The sequence below is a fragment of the Agromyces badenianii genome (assembly GCF_003070885.1).
GTDB lineage: Bacteria > Actinomycetota > Actinomycetes > Actinomycetales > Microbacteriaceae > Agromyces > Agromyces badenianii.
In genome coordinates this window covers 1,631,441-1,647,137 of sequence record NZ_CP028913.1, presented here as the reverse complement: position 1 = coordinate 1,647,137, position 15,697 = coordinate 1,631,441, and the positions used below count along the sequence as shown (strand labels likewise).

Below are 15,697 nucleotides of genomic sequence, written 5' to 3'. Positions count from 1 at the left end.
GTGGCATCGGTTCGTGTCTGCACCGTCGACGACCTCGCGGTGAATGAGGCCTCCCGGTTCGTGCTCGACGGCGTGCCCATCGCCGTCGTCAAAGACGCCGCCGGGGAGGTCTACGCCATCGGCGACACCTGCACCCACGGTGACATCTCGCTCGCCGAGGGGTTCGTCGAAGACGACACCCTCGAATGCTGGGCGCACGGTTCGCAGTTCTCACTCAAGACGGGCAAGCCCCTGACGCTGCCCGCATACGAGCCCGTCCCGGTCTACCAGGTCGAGCTCAAAGACGGCGACGTCCACATCGACCCCGCGGTCACCCTGACCGTCTGACACACCTCCTCCGGCCCGGAACGGCCGGCAACCGAAAGAGACCACTACGCACATGTCCGTTCTCGAGATCAAGAACCTCCACGTCAACGTCGAGACCGACCAGGGCACCCGCGAGATCCTCCGCGGCGTCGACCTCGTCATCAACGAGGGCGAGATCCACGCGATCATGGGCCCCAACGGCTCGGGCAAGTCCACCCTCGCCTACACGATCGCAGGCCACCCCAAGTACCAGGTCGTCGAGGGCGAGATCCTCCTCGATGGCGAGAACGTGCTCGAGATGTCGGTCGACGCCCGCGCTCGCGCCGGACTCTTCCTCGCGATGCAGTACCCCGTCGAGATCCCGGGCGTGACCGTCACGAACTTCCTGCGCACCGCGAAGACCGCCATCGACGGCGAGGCGCCCTCGATCCGCGGCTGGATCAAGGACGTGCGCGAGTCGATGTCGAACCTCAAGATGGACTCGGCATTCGCCGAGCGCAACGTCAACGAGGGCTTCTCGGGCGGCGAGAAGAAGCGCAACGAGATCCTGCAGCTCGAGCTGCTGAAGCCGAAGTTCGCCGTGCTCGACGAGACCGACTCGGGTCTCGACGTCGACGCGCTGAAGATCGTCTCCGAGGGGGTCAACCGAGCCCACGCCAAGACCGGGCTCGGAATCCTCCTCATCACGCACTACACGCGCATCCTGCGCTACATCGAGCCCGACTTCGTGCACGTCTTCGTCGCGGGCAAGATCGCCGAGCAGGGCGGTGCCGAGCTCGCCGACCGTCTCGAAGAAGAGGGCTACGACCGGTACCAGGTCGCAGAGTCCGCGGCCGAAGCGGTGCCGGCCGAATAGGCCGAGGGTAGAATCGCATCATGGTCACCTCCCTCGCGCCCGAGCGCTTCGACCAGGTCACCGAAGCGCTCAAAGACGTCATGGACCCCGAGCTCGGGGTCAACATCGTCGACCTCGGCCTCATCTACGACCTCGGCTGGGACGACGAGAACGACGCACTGGTCATCCACATGACGCTCACGAGCGCCGGGTGCCCCCTCACCGACGTCATCGAGGAGCAGACCGCAGAGGCGCTCGACGGCACGGTCGACGCGTTCCGCATCAACTGGGTGTGGATGCCGCCGTGGGGTCCCGAGCGCATCACCGACGACGGCCGCGACATGATGCGGGCGCTCGGCTTCGCGATCTGAGCAGTCCCCTCGACATCGACGGATGCCCCGTGCAGCATGCTGCACGGGGCATCCGTCGTCTCAGGAGAGACCGCGCCGCTCGAGGAGCGCGGCGATCTCGGGCTCGCGCCCGAGCAGCAGGCGGATCGACTCGCGCGGGTCGCGCGAGCCTCCGGGAGCGAGGATCTCCTCGCGGAATCGCGCGCCGTTCGCGCGCGTGGCGCCGCCGTTCGCCTCGAACCACGCCATGATGTCGGCGCCCGGCACCTCGCTCCAGATGTAGGAGTAGTATCCGGCGTCGTAGCCGCCAGCGAAGACGTGGGCGAAGTAGGTGCTCGAGTACCGCGGCGGCACGAGCCGGTCGTCGAGGCCGGCGGCGGCGAGAGCCGTGCGCTCGAACTCGGCCACGTCGGTGACGGCGGCCGCCTCATCAGGGGAGAGCCCGTACCAGGCCTGGTCGAGCACTGCGGCGGCGAGGTACTCGGTGGTGGCGAAGCCCTCGTCGAACGTGCGCGACGCCAGGAGTCGGTCGACGAGCTGCTGCGGCATCCGCTCGCCGGTCTCGTGATGGATCGCGTACTCACCGAGCACTTCGGGTCGCAGCACCCAGAGCTCGTTGACCTGGCTTGGCAGCTCGACGAAGTCGCGGTACACGTTCGTGCCCGAGAGCGACGGATGCACGACGCGTGAGAGCAGTCCGTGCAGGGCATGGCCGAACTCGTGGAAGAGCGTCTCGGTCTCGTCGAGCGTGAGCAGCGTCGGCTCGCCCGCGGCGGGACGCGGCACGTTCAGGTTGTTCACGACGACGGGCAGGGCGTCCTCGAGGGCGGATTGCTCGACGAGGGAGCTCATCCAGGCGCCGCCGCGCTTCGAGTCGCGCGTGTACAGGTCGAGCAGGTAGAGACCGACGGGCGAGCCGTCCTCCTCGAAGACCTCGAAGACGCGGGTCTCGGGGTGGTACCCGACGAGATCGGTGCGCTCGGTGAACCGCAGCCCGTAGAGCAGCGTCGCGGCGTGGAAGACGCCGCGGGTGAGCACACGGTCGAACTCGAAGTACGGGCGCATCGACCGCAGGTCCACGTCGAAGCGCTCGCGCCGCACAGACTCGCTGAGCAGCGCCCAGTCGGATGCCTCGACCGGTCGCCGCCCGAGCGCCGTCGCCTGCTCGGCGAGGGCCTGCGCCTCGCGCCTGGCGTTCGCGGTCGCGGCCGGCACGAGCCGGCCGAGGAGCCCGGCGACGGCCTCGGGAGTGCCCGCGGTCTCGTCGACGGTGACCGCGGCGGCATGATCGTCGAAGCCGAGCAGGCGTGCACGATCCGCGCGGAGGCGCACGAGTTCGAGGAGTGTCGCCCGGGTGTCGTGGTCGCCGCCGCGGCATCCGCGGGACCGTGATGCCTGGAACAGCCGATCGCGCACCTCGTCGCGCTCGAGCGCCGCGAGAGCCGGCTGCCCGGTCGGCAGCACGAGCGTGATGAGCCAGCCGTCGAGACCGCGCACGGCTGCGGCCTCGCGTGCGGCCGAGCGTCGCCCCTCGTCGAGTCCTGCGAGCTCGTCGGCGTCGGTGAGGTGCACCGCGAGGGCGTTGCTGTCGGCGAGCAGGCGCTGCTGGAAGTCGGTCGTGAGCTCGGAGACGCGGGTGTTCAGCGCCGTGAGCTCGGCGCGTTCGGCGTCGTTCAGTGCTGCACCGGCGAGGGTCGCCCTCCGGTGGTACTGCTCGAGCAGCCGAACCGATTCGGCATCGAGCTCGAGCCCGTCCCGCGAGGCGTGCAGGGCGACGAGCCGCGCGTAGAGGCGCGGGTCGAGCCGGATCGCGTCCCGGTGGGCGGCGAGCACCGGCGCGAACTCGACCTCGAGGGCATCGATCGCGGCGTCGCTGTCGGCCGAGCTCGCATTCGCGAAGACGGGCAGCACCCGCCGGAGCAGCTCACCCGAGCGTTCGAGCGCGACGATCGTGTTCGCGAACGTCGCCGGCGCGGCATCCGTGGCGATCGCCTCGACCGCGACGCGCTGCTGCTGCATGCCGAGCTCGATCGCCTCCCGGTAGTGCTGGGGCCGGATGAGGGCGAAGAGCGGGAGCCGGTACGGCAGCGGGCTCGGCTCGAGGAACGGGTTGGACGGGTCGTTCATCCATCCACCGTAGTTCGTGTCGCCGAGCGCTGAAGGAGCCTAGGCTCGGTGCATGAGCACGGATCGGCCCGAAGCCCCGCGAGACGAGTACACGCACGGCCATCACGAGAGCGTGCTGCGGATGCACTCGTGGCGCACCGTCGAGAACTCGGCGGCGTATCTCGCTCCGCACCTGCGCGAGGGCGCACGAGTGCTCGACGTGGGCAGCGGTCCCGGCACCATCACCCTCGACCTCGCCCGCCGGGTGCGCCCCGGCGGGGTCATCGGCATCGACGCGTCGGCCGAGGTGGTCGCCCGGGCTGCGGGGCTCGCCCGGAGCGAGGGCGTGGCGAACGTCGAGTTCGCGGTGGGCGACGCGTACGCGCTCGACTTCGATGACGACACCTTCGATGTCGTGCACGCCCACCAGGTGCTGCAGCACCTGAGCCGGCCGGTCGAGGCGCTCCGCGAGTTCCGCCGGGTGACGAAACGCGGCGGGGTCGTCGCGGCTCGCGACGTCGATTACGGCGGCGTGATCTGGAACCCGCCTTCGCCGGGACTCACGCGCTGGCTCGAGCTGTACCACTCGGTGCACGAGTGGAACGGCGGCGAGGCCGACGCCGGACGCCGGCTGAAGGGATGGGCACGCGAGGCCGGATTCACCGACATCGCCGCGACCGGCACCGCCTGGGTGTTCGCAACCGACCTCGAACGCGAGTGGTGGGGCGGATCATGGGCCGAACGTGCGACCGAGTCGCAGTTCGCCGCGCACGCGATCGAATCCGGTCACTCGAACGTGGAGGAACTGCGCCGCGTCGCCGAGGCGTGGCGCGCGTGGGCGGCCGACGCAGACGGCTGGTTGCTGATGCCGCACGGCGAGATCATCGCTCGCGCCTAGTGAGCCGTGCGCGCCAAGTGAGCCGCGCGCGCCTAACGGGCCGCGGTGGCCCGGTCGCGGTGCGCCCGGGCCTACCAGTCCTCGTCGGCGTCGTGCGCGTCGATGATCGTGTCGCGCACGACCGTGCCGTCGTCGAGTTCGACGATCGGCCGGCCCTCGAGCCAGGTGAGGGTCCAGTGGCGGTCGGCGCCCTCGCCGGCGAACGACGCCTCGGCGGCAGCGATGCGCTCGCGCAACTCGGCCGGAACGGATGCCGGCGGCACCGAGCCGAACGCCCAGCGGGTGCCGAGCCGCATCAGGCGTCCATCTCGTACGTCACCCAGCTGGTGCGTTGCGCGAGCCGGTCGTACAACTGCTGCGCCCCGGTGTTGTCGTCGGCGGTGATCCAGCTGACGCCGCCGTGGCCGATCTCGGCCGCGCGTGCGTGCACGTACTCGATGAGCGCCCGCCCGACTCCGGAACCGCGCACGCCCTCGTCGACGTACAGGTCGTCGAGGTGCATGCCGCGGGTCGCGGTCAGCGAGTGCGGCACGGGGCGGAAGTGCGCGAGCCCCACCGGGCGGCCGTCGTCGTCGACCGCCAGTGCGGCCTGAAGCGGCTCGGCCTCGTCACGGATCCAGTTCCAGACGATCAGCGCCTTGGCGTCGTCGAGCTCGGTCTCGTAGAAGCGGCAGTACGCCTCGAAGAGCGGCAGCCATCCGAAGAAGTCGTCGTCACCGGCCGATCGGATCTCGTAGCTCATGGTTCCCCCTATTCCGATGTCGCCTCGAAGACGACGTCGCGGACTTCGAACGACTCGGCTTCGACGAAGCCGAGCTCGGCGATGCGCCCCACCGCACGCAGATCTGATGCGACCGACTCCAGCAGGGCGATCGTCGCGGCCGGCGCCGCGATCGCGGCGCTCGAGACCGGCGTCTTCTGCGATGCCTTGACGTCGGTCTTCGCGCGCCGGATGCCGGTCAGCGCGAGGCCGGCCAGCTCGAGGAGCTCGACGCCGGCCTCGCCGCGGGCCGCGAGGTCGTCGACCGTCGGCCACGCCGCGCGGTGCACGGAACCGTCGTGCGACCAGCGCCACGCCTCTTCCGTGGCGAACGGGATGACCGGCGCGAAGAGCCGCAGCAGCACGTCGAGCGCGGTCTTGAGGGCGGCGACAGCCGAGGCCTGCTCGCGGCTCGCGGCGCCGTAGGCGCGCTCCTTCACGAGTTCGAGGTAGTCGTCGCAGAAGGTCCAGAAGAAGGTCTCGCTCAGCTCGAGGGCACGCGCGTGGTCGTAGGCCTCGAGTGCGCGAGTCGCCCGGTCGACGACCACGGCGAGTTCGGCGAGCATGCTGCGGTCGACGGGCACGGTCACCGGGGCATCCGCTCGCCCCTCGAAGCCGAGGATGAACTTCGCGGCGTTCAGCACCTTGATGGCGAGGCGGCGGCCGATCTTGACCTGCGTGGGATTCTGCGGATCGAACGCCGCGTCGGTGCCGAGGCGCGAGGATGCCGCCCAGTAGCGCACCGCGTCGGAGCCGTGCTGGTCGAGGAGGCCTGCCGGGGTCACGACGTTGCCCTTGGACTTCGACATCTTCTTGCGGTCGGGGTCGACGATGAAGCCCGAGATCGCGGCGTTCGCCCACGGTGTCACACCGTGCTCGAGCTCGGCCCGGAGGGTCGTCGAGAAGAGCCAGGTGCGGATGATGTCTTGGCCCTGCGGGCGTAGGGAGTACGGGAAGACGAGTTCGAAGAGCTCGGGGTCGCGCTCCCAACCGCCCGCGAGCTGGGGGGTGAGGGAGGAGGTCGCCCAGGTGTCCATGACGTCGTGCTCGCCGATGAACCCGCCGGCCACGCCGCGCTGCGACTCGTCGAAGCCGGGTGCGGCCGCCGACGATGGGTCGACCGGCAGCATCTCCCGGGTCGCGACGATCGGCTCGTCGAATTTCGGGTCGCCGGACGCATCGAGCGGGTACCAGACCGGGATGGGCACGCCGAAGAAGCGCTGGCGCGACACGAGCCAGTCGCCCGAGAGGCCGCCGACCCAGTTGTCGTACCGAACCCGCATGAAGTCGGGGTGCCAGTCGATCTCGCGGCCGTGGGCGAGCAGGCGCTCGCGCAGTGCCTCGTCTCGGGCGCCGTTCTTGATGTACCACTGGCGGGTCGAGACGATCTCGAGGGGCTTGTCGCCCTTCTCGAAGAACTTCACCGGGTGGGTGATCGCCTTCGGGTCGGCGAGCAGGTCGCCGGAGTCGCGGAGCAGCTGCACGACGGCCTGCTTCGCCGAGAAGCTCGTCTTGCCGGCGAGCTCGGCGAACGCGGCCTGCCCCGCCTCGGAGGTGATCGCCTCGGGCGCGTCTGCGATGACACGGCCGTCGAAGCCGATGATCGCGCGGTTGGGCAGGTCGAGTTCGCGCCACCACACCACGTCGGTGATGTCACCGAAGGTGCAGATCATGGCGATGCCGGTGCCCTTGTCTTTCTGGGCGAGGTGGTGCGCGAGCACGGGCACCTCGACGCCGAAGACCGGGGTCGTCACCGTGGTGCCGAAGAGCGGCTGGTAGCGCTCGTCGTCGGGGTGGGCGACGAGGGCCACGCACGCGGGGATCAGTTCGGGGCGACTCGTCTCGATCTCGACGACGCCGCCGTCGGGCGCGTGGAAGGAGACGCGGTGGTAGTGGCCCTGCTGCTCGCGGTCTTCGAGCTCGGCCTGCGCGACGGCCGTGCGGAACGTGACATCCCACAGTGTCGGCGCGAGCGCCTGATAGGCCTCGCCTCGTTCGACGTTGCGCACGAAGGCGAGCTGCGAGGCGAACAGCGACTCCTCGCCGATCGTGCGGTACGTCTGCGTCCAGTCGACGGAGAGGCCGAGCTGGCGCCACAGCGCCTCGAACTGCTGCTCGTCTTCGATGGTCAGGCGTTCGCAGAGCTCGATGAAGTTGCGACGGCTGATCGGCAGCTGGTCGGCCGCCTTCGTCGACTTGCCGTCGCCGCCCTCGAACGGCGGCACGAAGCCCTCGACGTAGGCGAGCGTCGGGTCGCAGCGCACGCCGTAGTAGTTCTGCACGCGGCGCTCGGTCGGCAGGCCGTTGTCGTCCCAGCCCATGGGATAGAAGACGCTCTTGCCGCGCATGCGCTGGAAGCGCGCCACGACGTCGGTGTGCGTGTACGAGAACACGTGGCCGATGTGGAGCGAACCCGAGGCGGTCGGCGGCGGGGTGTCGATCGAGTAGATGCACTCGCGGGTCGCCGATGCGCGGTCGAACCGGTAGGTGCCCTCGCGCTCCCAAGCGCCTCCCCAGACCGATTCGAGGCCTTCGAGGGCGGGCTTGTCGGGAATGCGCGCGGTGTCGGTCATGATGCTCCGGTTCGATATCGGCGGCACCGAGTCGGTCGTGAGGTGCCTGAATGTGCGACAGTCCAGCCTACCCGAGAGCCGCAGGGCAGCCGGGGCGCCCGCCCGTCAGCGGGGCGGATGCCTCGGCGGGCCGCCGATCAGACCGTGGCGTGCTCCCGCGCATCGTCGAACTCGCCGACCTCGGGCGCCTTCCGCATGCGTGCGGCGACGAAGGCCGCGACGAGCGTCAGCAGCGAGAGGATGCCGAGCACGATGCCGGGGTGCCACCACGCGTAGCCGCTGGCCTCGCCGATCGCGATGGTGACGAGGGGAACGAAGCCGCCGACGGTCGCGGCGATGGCGTACGACACCGAGAGCGCCGAGTACCGGAAGTGATCTGGGAACAGGTCGTTCATGAGGCCGCCGAGCGCCGCCCACGACATCGTGGGCAGGATGCCGCCGATGATCATGGTGCCGACGAGGATCGGGAACGTCGCGAACTGCAGCAGGTAGTACATCGGGAAGGTGATGAGCAGCGTGCCGAGGGCGCCCCAGGCCACCACCCGGGCCGAGCCGATGCGAGTCGCCAACGATCCGAAGAGCGGGATGGTGACGAGCTGGAGGAGACCGCCGATCGTCGTCGCCACGAGCAGGTCCTGGAAGCTGAACCCGAGCTGCTCGGCACCGTAGTTGATCGTGTAGGTGTTCATGAGCGAGTACGAGCCGATTCCGAGGAGCGCGGCACCGATCGCCACGACGATCGCGACCGGGCGCCGGGCGAACATCGCGAGGAAGGGAACGCGGTCGCGGCGGCCCTCGGCGACGACCTCGCGGAACACCGGGGTCTCGTCGATCGACCAGCGGAGGTAGAGCGAGACGAGCAGCAGCGGCAGGGCCAGGAGGAACGGGATGCGCCAGCCCCAGGCGGCGAGCTCCTCCGCGGGGAGTGCGAGCGTCATGACGATGAAGAGTGCGGCCGAGAGGATCGATCCGACGGGGGAGCCGAGCTGGGGGATGGCGGCGTAGAACGCTCGCTTCACCGGGCCGGAGTGCTCGGTCGCGAGCAGGATCGAGCCGCCCCACTCACCACCCAGCGAGAGTCCCTGCACGACGCGCAGCACCACGAGCAGGATGGCGCCGAGCCATCCGGCCTGCGCGTAGGTGGGCAGCAGCCCGATCAGGCCCGTCGCGACGCCCATGACGCCGACGGTCCAGAGCAGCGTCGCCCGGCGGCCGAGCCGGTCGCCCATGTGCCCGAACAGCGCCGCGCCGAGCGGTCGCACGATGAAGGCCACGGCGATGGTCGAGAACCCAGCGAGCGTGCCGCCGAAGTCGCCGAGCGGGTCGAAGAAGAGCGGACCGATGAAGTACGCCGAGAAGTACGCGAAGACGTAGAAGTCGAACGATTCGAGCGACGTGCCGATCATCGAGGCCCAGGCGACCCTGCGGGTGGGGCTGGCGGAGGCGGCGGATTCGGCGTGGGTGGTGGCGGTCACAGTCATTCCTTGGGAGCGCGCCGTCGAAGCGGCGGGAGAGCGGGTGGTCGTGAGGACCGCCCTCATCCTGACAGCGCCCCGGTGCGGCGACAAGCGACTTGTTCGCGTTCAACTAGAACAATAGGCTCATGACGTGCTCATCCGCCTCGACCCCGCCCTCGAAGCACCGCTCTTCGAGCAGCTCGCCGCCGGCCTGCGCGCCTCGATCATCGACGGGCGCCTCGCCGGCGGCGAACGCCTGCCGGCGTCCAGAGAGCTCGCCGCCTCCCTGAAGGTGAACGTGCACACCGTGCTCCGGGCCTACCATCGGCTCCGCGACGAGCGGCTCATCGAGCTCCACCGCGGCAGGGGCGCCGTCGTGGCCGTTCGCATCGGCGGCCACAGTGCGCTCGCCGGAGCCGTTCATGACCTCGTCGACGAGGCGAAGAACCACGAACTGCCCGAGGCCGCGCTCCTCGCCCTCGTCAGCGAGGCGTACCGCTCGGCACCCAGGGCCTCGGGCGTGCTTCGCGCCGCCCCGAGACGGTAGTCTTGACGGCAACGACTTCGATCCGGCCATGGGCCGGCGCAGCAGTCGTGAATGTAGCAACGTGAACGTAACAACGACATCGATCCGGCCATCACCGGGGAGTCTTCGGAAGAACCCGGGCGGGCGCCTCGCGGCATCCGCTCGGCAGTAGAACCGAACGGTGCGGCCCGTCACAGCCGGCAACGAGGGGCGAGTCGGTCGCAAGGCGCGACTCGCAAGCGAGGTGGTACCGCGGCGGCGCTCGATCGAGCACCGGCGTCCTCGTGAGAGCATCCGTCCCCGCAAGGAGCGAGCGTGTACCCCCGTACCCCAGACGACCACGGTGTCGCCCCCTCACCCGAGTTCCCCGCCGTCGAGCGCGACGTGCTCGCCTTCTGGAAGGCCGACGGCACGTTCCAGGCCTCGATCGACCAGCGCGAGGGCGCACCGGAGTGGGTGTTCTACGACGGCCCGCCCTTCGCCAACGGCCTTCCGCACTACGGCCACCTCCTCACCGGCTACGCGAAAGACCTCTTCCCGCGCTTCCAGACGATGCGCGGCAAGCAGGTGCACCGCCGCTTCGGCTGGGACACCCACGGCCTGCCCGCCGAACTCGAGGCCGAGCGCCAGCTCGGCATCACCGACAAGAGCGAGATCGAGGAGATGGGCATCGCGGCCTTCAACCAGGCCGCCCGCGACGCCGTGCTCCGGTACACGACGGAGTGGCAGGAGTACGTCACCCGCCAGGCGCGCTGGGTCGACTTCGAGCACGATTACAAGACCCTCGACGTGACCTTCATGGAGAGCGTGATCTGGGCGTTCAAGACCCTGCACGAGAAGGGCCTCGCCTACGAGGGCTACCGCGTGCTGCCCTACTGCTGGCGCGACCAGACGCCGCTCTCCAACCACGAACTGCGCATGGACGACGACGTCTACAAGATGCGTCAAGACCAGACGGTCACCGTGACCTTTCCGCTCGTCGGACCGAAGGCGGAGTCGCTCGGCCTCACGGCCGTGCGCGCGCTCGCGTGGACGACCACTCCGTGGACCCTGCCCACGAACTTCGCGCTCGCGGTGGGGCCCGACATCGAGTACGCCGTCGTGCCCGCCGGGCCGCACGGCACGCCCGATGCCACCGTGCTGCGCGAGAAGGCCGGCGGCGCGGCATCCGACACCGAGGTGCTCGGCGGCGAGTACCTGCTGGCCGTCGACCTCGTCGGCAACTACGCGAAGGAGCTCGGCTACGACTCCGTCGATGAGGCACGGGCCGCGATCTCGCGCACCGTGCGCGGAGCCGAGCTCGAGGGCGTCGCGTACGACCGGCTCTTCGACTACTACGCCGATGTCGAGGCGTACGGCTTGCAGAACGCCTGGCGCATCCTCGTCGCCGACTACGTCACGACCGAAGACGGCACGGGCATCGTGCACCAGGCTCCCGCCTACGGCGAGGAGGACCAGAAGATCTCCGAAGCGGCCGGCATCCCGGTAATCATCTCGCTCGACGAGGGCGGCCGGTTCCTGCCGGCGGTGACGGATGTCGCGGGGCAGCTCTGGAGCGACGCGAACAAGCCGCTCACCCAGCTCATCAAGGCCGAGGGTCGACTGCTCCGCCAGGCGAGCTACGAGCACTCGTACCCGCACTGCTGGCGCTGCCGCAACCCGCTCATCTACAAGGCGGTCTCGAGCTGGTTCATCCGCGTGCCCGAGTTCCGCGACCGCATGGGCGAGCTCAATCACGACATCAACTGGGTGCCCGACAACGTGAAAGACGGGCAGTTCGGCAAGTGGGTCGCCGGCGCCCGCGACTGGTCGATCAGCCGCAACCGCTACTGGGGTTCGCCGATCCCGGTGTGGAAGAGCGACGACCCCGAGTACCCCCGCATCGACGTCTACGGGTCGCTCGAAGAGCTCGAGCGCGACTTCGGCCGGCTGCCGGTCAACCCCGAGGGCGAGCCCGACCTGCACCGCCCCTACATCGACGAGCTCGTGCGCCCGAACCCCGACGACCCGACGGGCCGCTCGACGATGCGGCGCATCCCCGACATCTTCGACGTGTGGTTCGACTCGGGCTCGATGCCGTTCGCGCAGGTGCACTACCCGTTCGAGAACCAGGAGTGGTTCGACAGCCACAACCCGGCCGACTTCATCGTCGAGTACATCGGCCAGACCCGCGGCTGGTTCTACGTCATGCACGTGCTCTCGACCGCGCTGTTCGACCGGCGCGCGTTCTCGAACGTCGTGAGCCACGGCATCGTGCTCGGCAGCGACGGGCAGAAGATGTCGAAGTCGTTGCGCAACTACCCCGACGTCTCCGAGGTGTTCGAACGCGACGGCTCCGACGCGATGCGCTGGTTCCTGATGTCGAGCTCGGTGCTGCGCGGCGGCAACCTCATCGTCACCGAAGAGGGCATCCGCGAGGGCGTGCGGCAGTTCATGCTGCCGCTCTGGAGCACCTGGTACTTCTTCTCGCTGTACGCGAACTCGGCGCAGGGCGGCGGCTACGAGGCATCCGCTCGCGCGGACTCGACCGACGTGCTCGACCGGTACCTGCTCGCCAAGCTCGGTGAGCTCGTGACCGACGTCACCGCCGACCTCGAAGAGTTCGACTCGCCGCTCGCTGCGGCGAAGCTCCGGGACTTCGGCGACGTGCTGACCAACTGGTACGTGCGTCGTTCGCGCGACCGGTTCTGGGCGGGCGTCGACGCCGACGGCTCGGGTCGTGAGGCGTTCGACACCCTCTACACCGTGCTCGAGACGCTCACCCGCCTCTCCGCCCCGCTGCTGCCGCTCCTCTCCGAGCAGATCTGGCGGGGCCTCACGGGCGGTCGCAGCGTGCACCTGGCCGACTGGCCCGACGCCGCCGGGTTCCCGGTCGACCACGAGCTCGTCGCCGCGATGGACTCGGTGCGCGAGATCAGCTCTGCGGCGCTCTCGCTGCGCAAGCAGTCGGGGCGTCGGGTGCGGCTGCCGCTCGCCAGGCTCACGGTCGTGGCGAGGGATGCCTCGGCGCTCGCGCCATTCGAGGCGATCGTGCGCGACGAGCTCAACGTGAAGACCGTCGACCTCGTGACCCTCGACGCCTCGAGCGCCGAGCGATTCGGAGTCACCAAACGACTCACCGTCAACGCGCGTGCCGCCGGGCCTCGGCTCGGCAAGACCGTGCAGCAGGCGATCCAGGCCGCTCGCTCGGGCGACTGGAGCGTCGACGGCGACGCGGTGGTCGCCGGCGGCATCGCGCTCGAGTCGGGAGAGTACGAACTCGTGCTCGAGGCAGGCGGCACCGACGACGGGTCGAGCGCCCTCGCCCTGCTCGCCGACGGCGGTTTCGTGATCCTCGACACCGCGACGACTCCCGAGCTCGAAGCCGAAGGGCTCGCCCGCGACATCGTGCGCGCCGTGCAGGAGTCGCGCAAGGCCGCCGGCCTCGACGTCGGCGACCGCATCCGGCTCGCGCTCACCCTCGACGAGTCGGGCGCGGCGGCAGCCGAGCGGCACCGCGCGCTCATCGCGGGAGAGACGCTCGCGACCGAGCTCGCCGTGATCGCCGGGTCGCCCGGCATGGACGCGAAGGCGGTCGGCGAATCGTCTCGCCTGACCGTGGAGGTGACGAAGGCATGACCGACGAACTCGACTACGCCGACGCCGCAGACGCGGTCTACCGGTCGCTGCTCGACCGGGTGGGCGAAGCGGCCCCCGAGCCGCGCCTCGACGCCACCCGCCGGGCGGTGGAACTGCTCGGCGACCCGCATCGCGCGGCGCCGGTCATCCACATCACCGGCACCAACGGCAAGACGTCGACGAGCCGCATGATCGAGTCCATCCTTCGCGCAGGCGGGCTGCGCACCGGCCTCATGACGAGCCCGCACCTCGAGCGCTTCACCGAGCGCATCCTCATCGACGGCGAGCCGGTCACAGACGAGGCGATCGCCCGCAACTGGGAGGAGATCGCGCCGTACGTCGTGATGGTCGACCACGAGCTCGACGCGGCCGGCGAGCCGCGGCTCACCTTCTTCGAGGCGTTGACCGTGCTCGCGTTCGCGTGCTTCGCCGACGCGCCGGTCGACGTGGTGGTGCTCGAGGTGGGCATGGGCGGCGAATGGGACTCGACGAACGTGGCCGACGGCCAGGTCGCCGTGTTCACGCCGATCGACCTCGACCACCAGGCGGCGCTCGGCACCTCGATCGAGCAGATCGCGCGCACCAAGGCGGGCATCATCAAGCCCGAGGCATCCGTCGTCACGGCCTTCCAGGCACCCGAGGCGCTCACCGTGCTGCGCGACGTGACCGCCGAGCAGGGCGGCTCGTTCGCCGTCGAGGGCGGCGCCTTCGCGGTGCTCGACTCGCGCGTCGCCGTCGGCGGTCAGCTCATCTCGGTGAAGGGGCTCGCGGGGGAGTACCGCGACCTCGCGCTGCCGCTCTTCGGACGTCACCAGGCCGAGAACGCCGCGGTGGCGATCGCCGCCGTCGAGTCGTTCCTCGGGGCCGGCACGATGCGTCTCGCCGACGAGGTGCTGCAGCAGGGGCTCGGCTCGGTGACCTCACCGGGCCGCCTGCAGATCGTCGGCACCGAACCCTCGATGCTCGTCGACGCCGCGCACAATCCGCACGGCGCCGCGTCGCTCGCGGCCGCGCTCGAGGAGTACTTCGACTTCGACGAGGTCGTGTTCGTGCTCGGCGTGCTCGCCGGCAAAGACGTCGCCGGCATCGTCGGCGCACTCGCCGGGGGCGGGTCCCGGTTCATCGTCACCGCGCCCGACTCCGATCGCGCGGTCGGCGCCGACGAGCTCGCGGCATCCGTCGCGCGTGTCGTCGGACCCGAACGGGTCGAGGTCGCCGCACGGCTCGACGACGCTCTCGGCGAGGCTCGTGCCTGGGCGGCGGCCGCGGCGAAGCGCGCGGTGATCGTCGCCGGTTCGATCGTGCTGGTCGGTGAGGCGATCGGCATCGCCGCCGACCGCGATTGGGGTCGCGCATGAGCGACGCGATGCCGGCTCACGAACCCGACGACACCTCGAACGACTCCGCCGGTGCGGCGGTCGCCGCACCCCGCTCCATTCGCCGGAGCCTCGCCGCCATCGTGCTCGGCTTCGAGGTCATCGTGGTCTTCCTCGCCGCCCTCGTCATCTGGGGGCTCGCGCAGGGCGGCGTCGAAGGCTCGATGCCGTCATGGGTCGCCCTGGCGGCCGGCGGCATCATCATCGTCGGCCTGGTCGCGACGATCGGGCTCCTGCGTTTCAGCTGGGCGTATCCGCTCGGCTGGGTCATCCAGGTGCTCATCGTCGCGTCGGGATTCCTCAACCCCGCGATGTTCGTCGTGGGCGCGCTCTTCGGCGGCATGTGGTGGTACTGCATGGTGGCCGGTGCACGAATCGACCGAGAACGAGCGGCCGCGGCCGCTCAATGGAAGGAACAGGAATGACCACCCCGATCGAAGAGACCCTCGTGCTCGTCAAGCCCGACGGCGTCGCACGCAACCTCACCGGCGAGATCCTGCGCCGCATCGAAGCCAAGGGCTACTCGCTCGTCGACATCCGCCTCGTGCAGGCCGACCGCGAGCTGCTCACCCGCCACTACGAGGAGCACGAGGGCAAGCCGTTCTACGAACCGCTCATCGAGTTCATGCAGTCCGGACCCATCGTCGCGATGCGGGTCGCCGGCAACCGCGTGATCGAGGGCTTCCGCGTGCTCGCGGGCACCACCGACCCCACGACCGCGGCGCCCGGCACCGTTCGCGGCGACTACGGCCGCGACTGGGGCCTGAAGGTGCAGCAGAACCTCGTGCACGGTTCCGACTCGGTCGAGTCGGCCGAACGCGAGCTGGCTCTCTGGTTCTGACGGCTCGGCGGATGTCGCGGCGATCGGGTGACCGCTCGCCGCGGCATCCAA

The 15,697-nt window shown here is 69.9% G+C and carries 14 protein-coding genes; 9 read left to right on the top strand and 5 right to left on the bottom strand.

Annotation, left to right across the window (positions count from 1 at the left end):
- Genes DCE93_RS07855 through DCE93_RS07845 form a run of 3 tightly spaced genes read left to right on the top strand, consistent with a single transcriptional unit; the run spans position 1 to position 1,512 of the window.
- Positions 1–327 carry a non-heme iron oxygenase ferredoxin subunit gene (locus DCE93_RS07855; protein WP_108595400.1) on the top strand — a complete coding sequence of 109 codons (327 nt, stop codon included), beginning with the start codon at positions 1–3 and terminating at the stop codon, positions 325–327.
- A 52-nt stretch (positions 328–379) separates the two neighbouring features.
- Positions 380–1,162, top strand: a complete 783-nt coding sequence (sufC, locus tag DCE93_RS07850) for a Fe-S cluster assembly ATPase SufC (RefSeq protein WP_108595399.1) — start codon at positions 380–382, stop codon at positions 1,160–1,162.
- 20 nt (positions 1,163–1,182) lie between these two features.
- The gene (locus DCE93_RS07845) at positions 1,183–1,512 is read left to right on the top strand and encodes a metal-sulfur cluster assembly factor (protein ID WP_056650581.1); all 330 of its coding nucleotides are present in this window, start codon (positions 1,183–1,185) and stop codon (positions 1,510–1,512) included.
- A gap of 60 nt (positions 1,513–1,572) precedes the next feature.
- On the opposite strand, the gene DCE93_RS07840 is transcribed toward DCE93_RS07845, so the two are convergent.
- Positions 1,573–3,618 carry a M3 family metallopeptidase gene (locus DCE93_RS07840; protein WP_108595398.1) on the bottom strand — a complete coding sequence of 682 codons (2,046 nt, stop codon included), beginning with the start codon at positions 3,616–3,618 and terminating at the stop codon, positions 1,573–1,575.
- Between the two features lie 52 nt (positions 3,619–3,670).
- Between DCE93_RS07840 and DCE93_RS07835 the strand changes: the two genes are divergently transcribed.
- Positions 3,671–4,495 (top strand): methyltransferase domain-containing protein, encoded by an 825-nt coding sequence (locus DCE93_RS07835; protein ID WP_108595397.1) that lies wholly within the window; start codon positions 3,671–3,673, stop codon positions 4,493–4,495.
- 71 nt (positions 4,496–4,566) lie between these two features.
- On the opposite strand, the gene DCE93_RS07830 is transcribed toward DCE93_RS07835, so the two are convergent.
- The 4 genes from DCE93_RS07830 to DCE93_RS07815 form a co-directional block, all read right to left on the bottom strand.
- A complete protein-coding gene (locus DCE93_RS07830) occupies positions 4,567–4,791 on the bottom strand; it encodes a hypothetical protein (RefSeq protein ID WP_108595396.1) in 225 nt (74 codons plus the stop codon).
- Positions 4,791–5,237, bottom strand: coding sequence for a GNAT family N-acetyltransferase (locus DCE93_RS07825; protein WP_108595395.1), 447 nt, complete (start codon positions 5,235–5,237; stop codon positions 4,791–4,793). The genes DCE93_RS07830 and DCE93_RS07825 overlap by 1 nt, the downstream gene beginning before the upstream one ends.
- 8 nt (positions 5,238–5,245) lie before the next feature.
- Positions 5,246–7,828 (bottom strand): valine--tRNA ligase, encoded by a 2,583-nt coding sequence (valS, locus tag DCE93_RS07820; RefSeq protein WP_108595394.1) that lies wholly within the window; start codon positions 7,826–7,828, stop codon positions 5,246–5,248.
- A 137-nt stretch (positions 7,829–7,965) separates the two neighbouring features.
- Entirely contained in the window at positions 7,966–9,309 is a 1,344-nt protein-coding gene (locus DCE93_RS07815; RefSeq protein ID WP_108595393.1) for an MFS transporter, read from the bottom strand.
- A gap of 127 nt (positions 9,310–9,436) precedes the next feature.
- Between DCE93_RS07815 and DCE93_RS07810 the strand changes: the two genes are divergently transcribed.
- From DCE93_RS07810 to ndk, 5 genes are all read left to right on the top strand, one after another.
- Positions 9,437–9,832 (top strand): GntR family transcriptional regulator, encoded by a 396-nt coding sequence (locus DCE93_RS07810; RefSeq protein ID WP_108595392.1) that lies wholly within the window; start codon positions 9,437–9,439, stop codon positions 9,830–9,832.
- Between the two features lie 294 nt (positions 9,833–10,126).
- Entirely contained in the window at positions 10,127–13,429 is a 3,303-nt protein-coding gene (ileS, locus tag DCE93_RS07805; protein WP_108595391.1) for an isoleucine--tRNA ligase, read from the top strand.
- The gene (locus DCE93_RS07800; protein ID WP_108595390.1) at positions 13,426–14,787 is read left to right on the top strand and encodes a bifunctional folylpolyglutamate synthase/dihydrofolate synthase; all 1,362 of its coding nucleotides are present in this window, start codon (positions 13,426–13,428) and stop codon (positions 14,785–14,787) included. The genes ileS and DCE93_RS07800 overlap by 4 nt, the downstream gene beginning before the upstream one ends.
- Positions 14,784–15,230: a DUF4233 domain-containing protein gene (locus DCE93_RS07795; protein WP_108595389.1), complete on the top strand. Its 447-nt coding sequence runs from the start codon at positions 14,784–14,786 to the stop codon at positions 15,228–15,230. Before DCE93_RS07800 ends, DCE93_RS07795 begins: the two co-directional genes overlap by 4 nt.
- Positions 15,227–15,646 (top strand): nucleoside-diphosphate kinase, encoded by a 420-nt coding sequence (ndk, locus tag DCE93_RS07790; RefSeq protein WP_108595388.1) that lies wholly within the window; start codon positions 15,227–15,229, stop codon positions 15,644–15,646. Before DCE93_RS07795 ends, ndk begins: the two co-directional genes overlap by 4 nt.
- Positions 15,647–15,697: the final 51 nt, after the last annotated feature.

Bases quoted from the DNA above. Each gene is read 5' to 3' on its own strand.
- DCE93_RS07845 (WP_056650581.1), top strand. From the start codon at position 1,183: ATGGTCACCTCCCTCGCGCCCGAGCGCTTCGACCAGGTCACCGAAGCG.
- ndk (WP_108595388.1), top strand. From the start codon at position 15,227: ATGACCACCCCGATCGAAGAGACCCTCGTGCTCGTCAAGCCCGACGGC.
- DCE93_RS07825 (WP_108595395.1), bottom strand. From the start codon at position 5,237: ATGAGCTACGAGATCCGATCGGCCGGTGACGACGACTTCTTCGGATGG.
- DCE93_RS07835 (WP_108595397.1), top strand. From the start codon at position 3,671: ATGAGCACGGATCGGCCCGAAGCCCCGCGAGACGAGTACACGCACGGC.
- DCE93_RS07795 (WP_108595389.1), top strand. From the start codon at position 14,784: ATGAGCGACGCGATGCCGGCTCACGAACCCGACGACACCTCGAACGAC.
- DCE93_RS07840 (WP_108595398.1), bottom strand. From the start codon at position 3,618: ATGAACGACCCGTCCAACCCGTTCCTCGAGCCGAGCCCGCTGCCGTAC.
- valS (WP_108595394.1), bottom strand. From the start codon at position 7,828: ATGACCGACACCGCGCGCATTCCCGACAAGCCCGCCCTCGAAGGCCTC.
- sufC (WP_108595399.1), top strand. From the start codon at position 380: ATGTCCGTTCTCGAGATCAAGAACCTCCACGTCAACGTCGAGACCGAC.
- DCE93_RS07800 (WP_108595390.1), top strand. From the start codon at position 13,426: ATGACCGACGAACTCGACTACGCCGACGCCGCAGACGCGGTCTACCGG.
- DCE93_RS07815 (WP_108595393.1), bottom strand. From the start codon at position 9,309: ATGACTGTGACCGCCACCACCCACGCCGAATCCGCCGCCTCCGCCAGC.
- DCE93_RS07830 (WP_108595396.1), bottom strand. From the start codon at position 4,791: ATGCGGCTCGGCACCCGCTGGGCGTTCGGCTCGGTGCCGCCGGCATCC.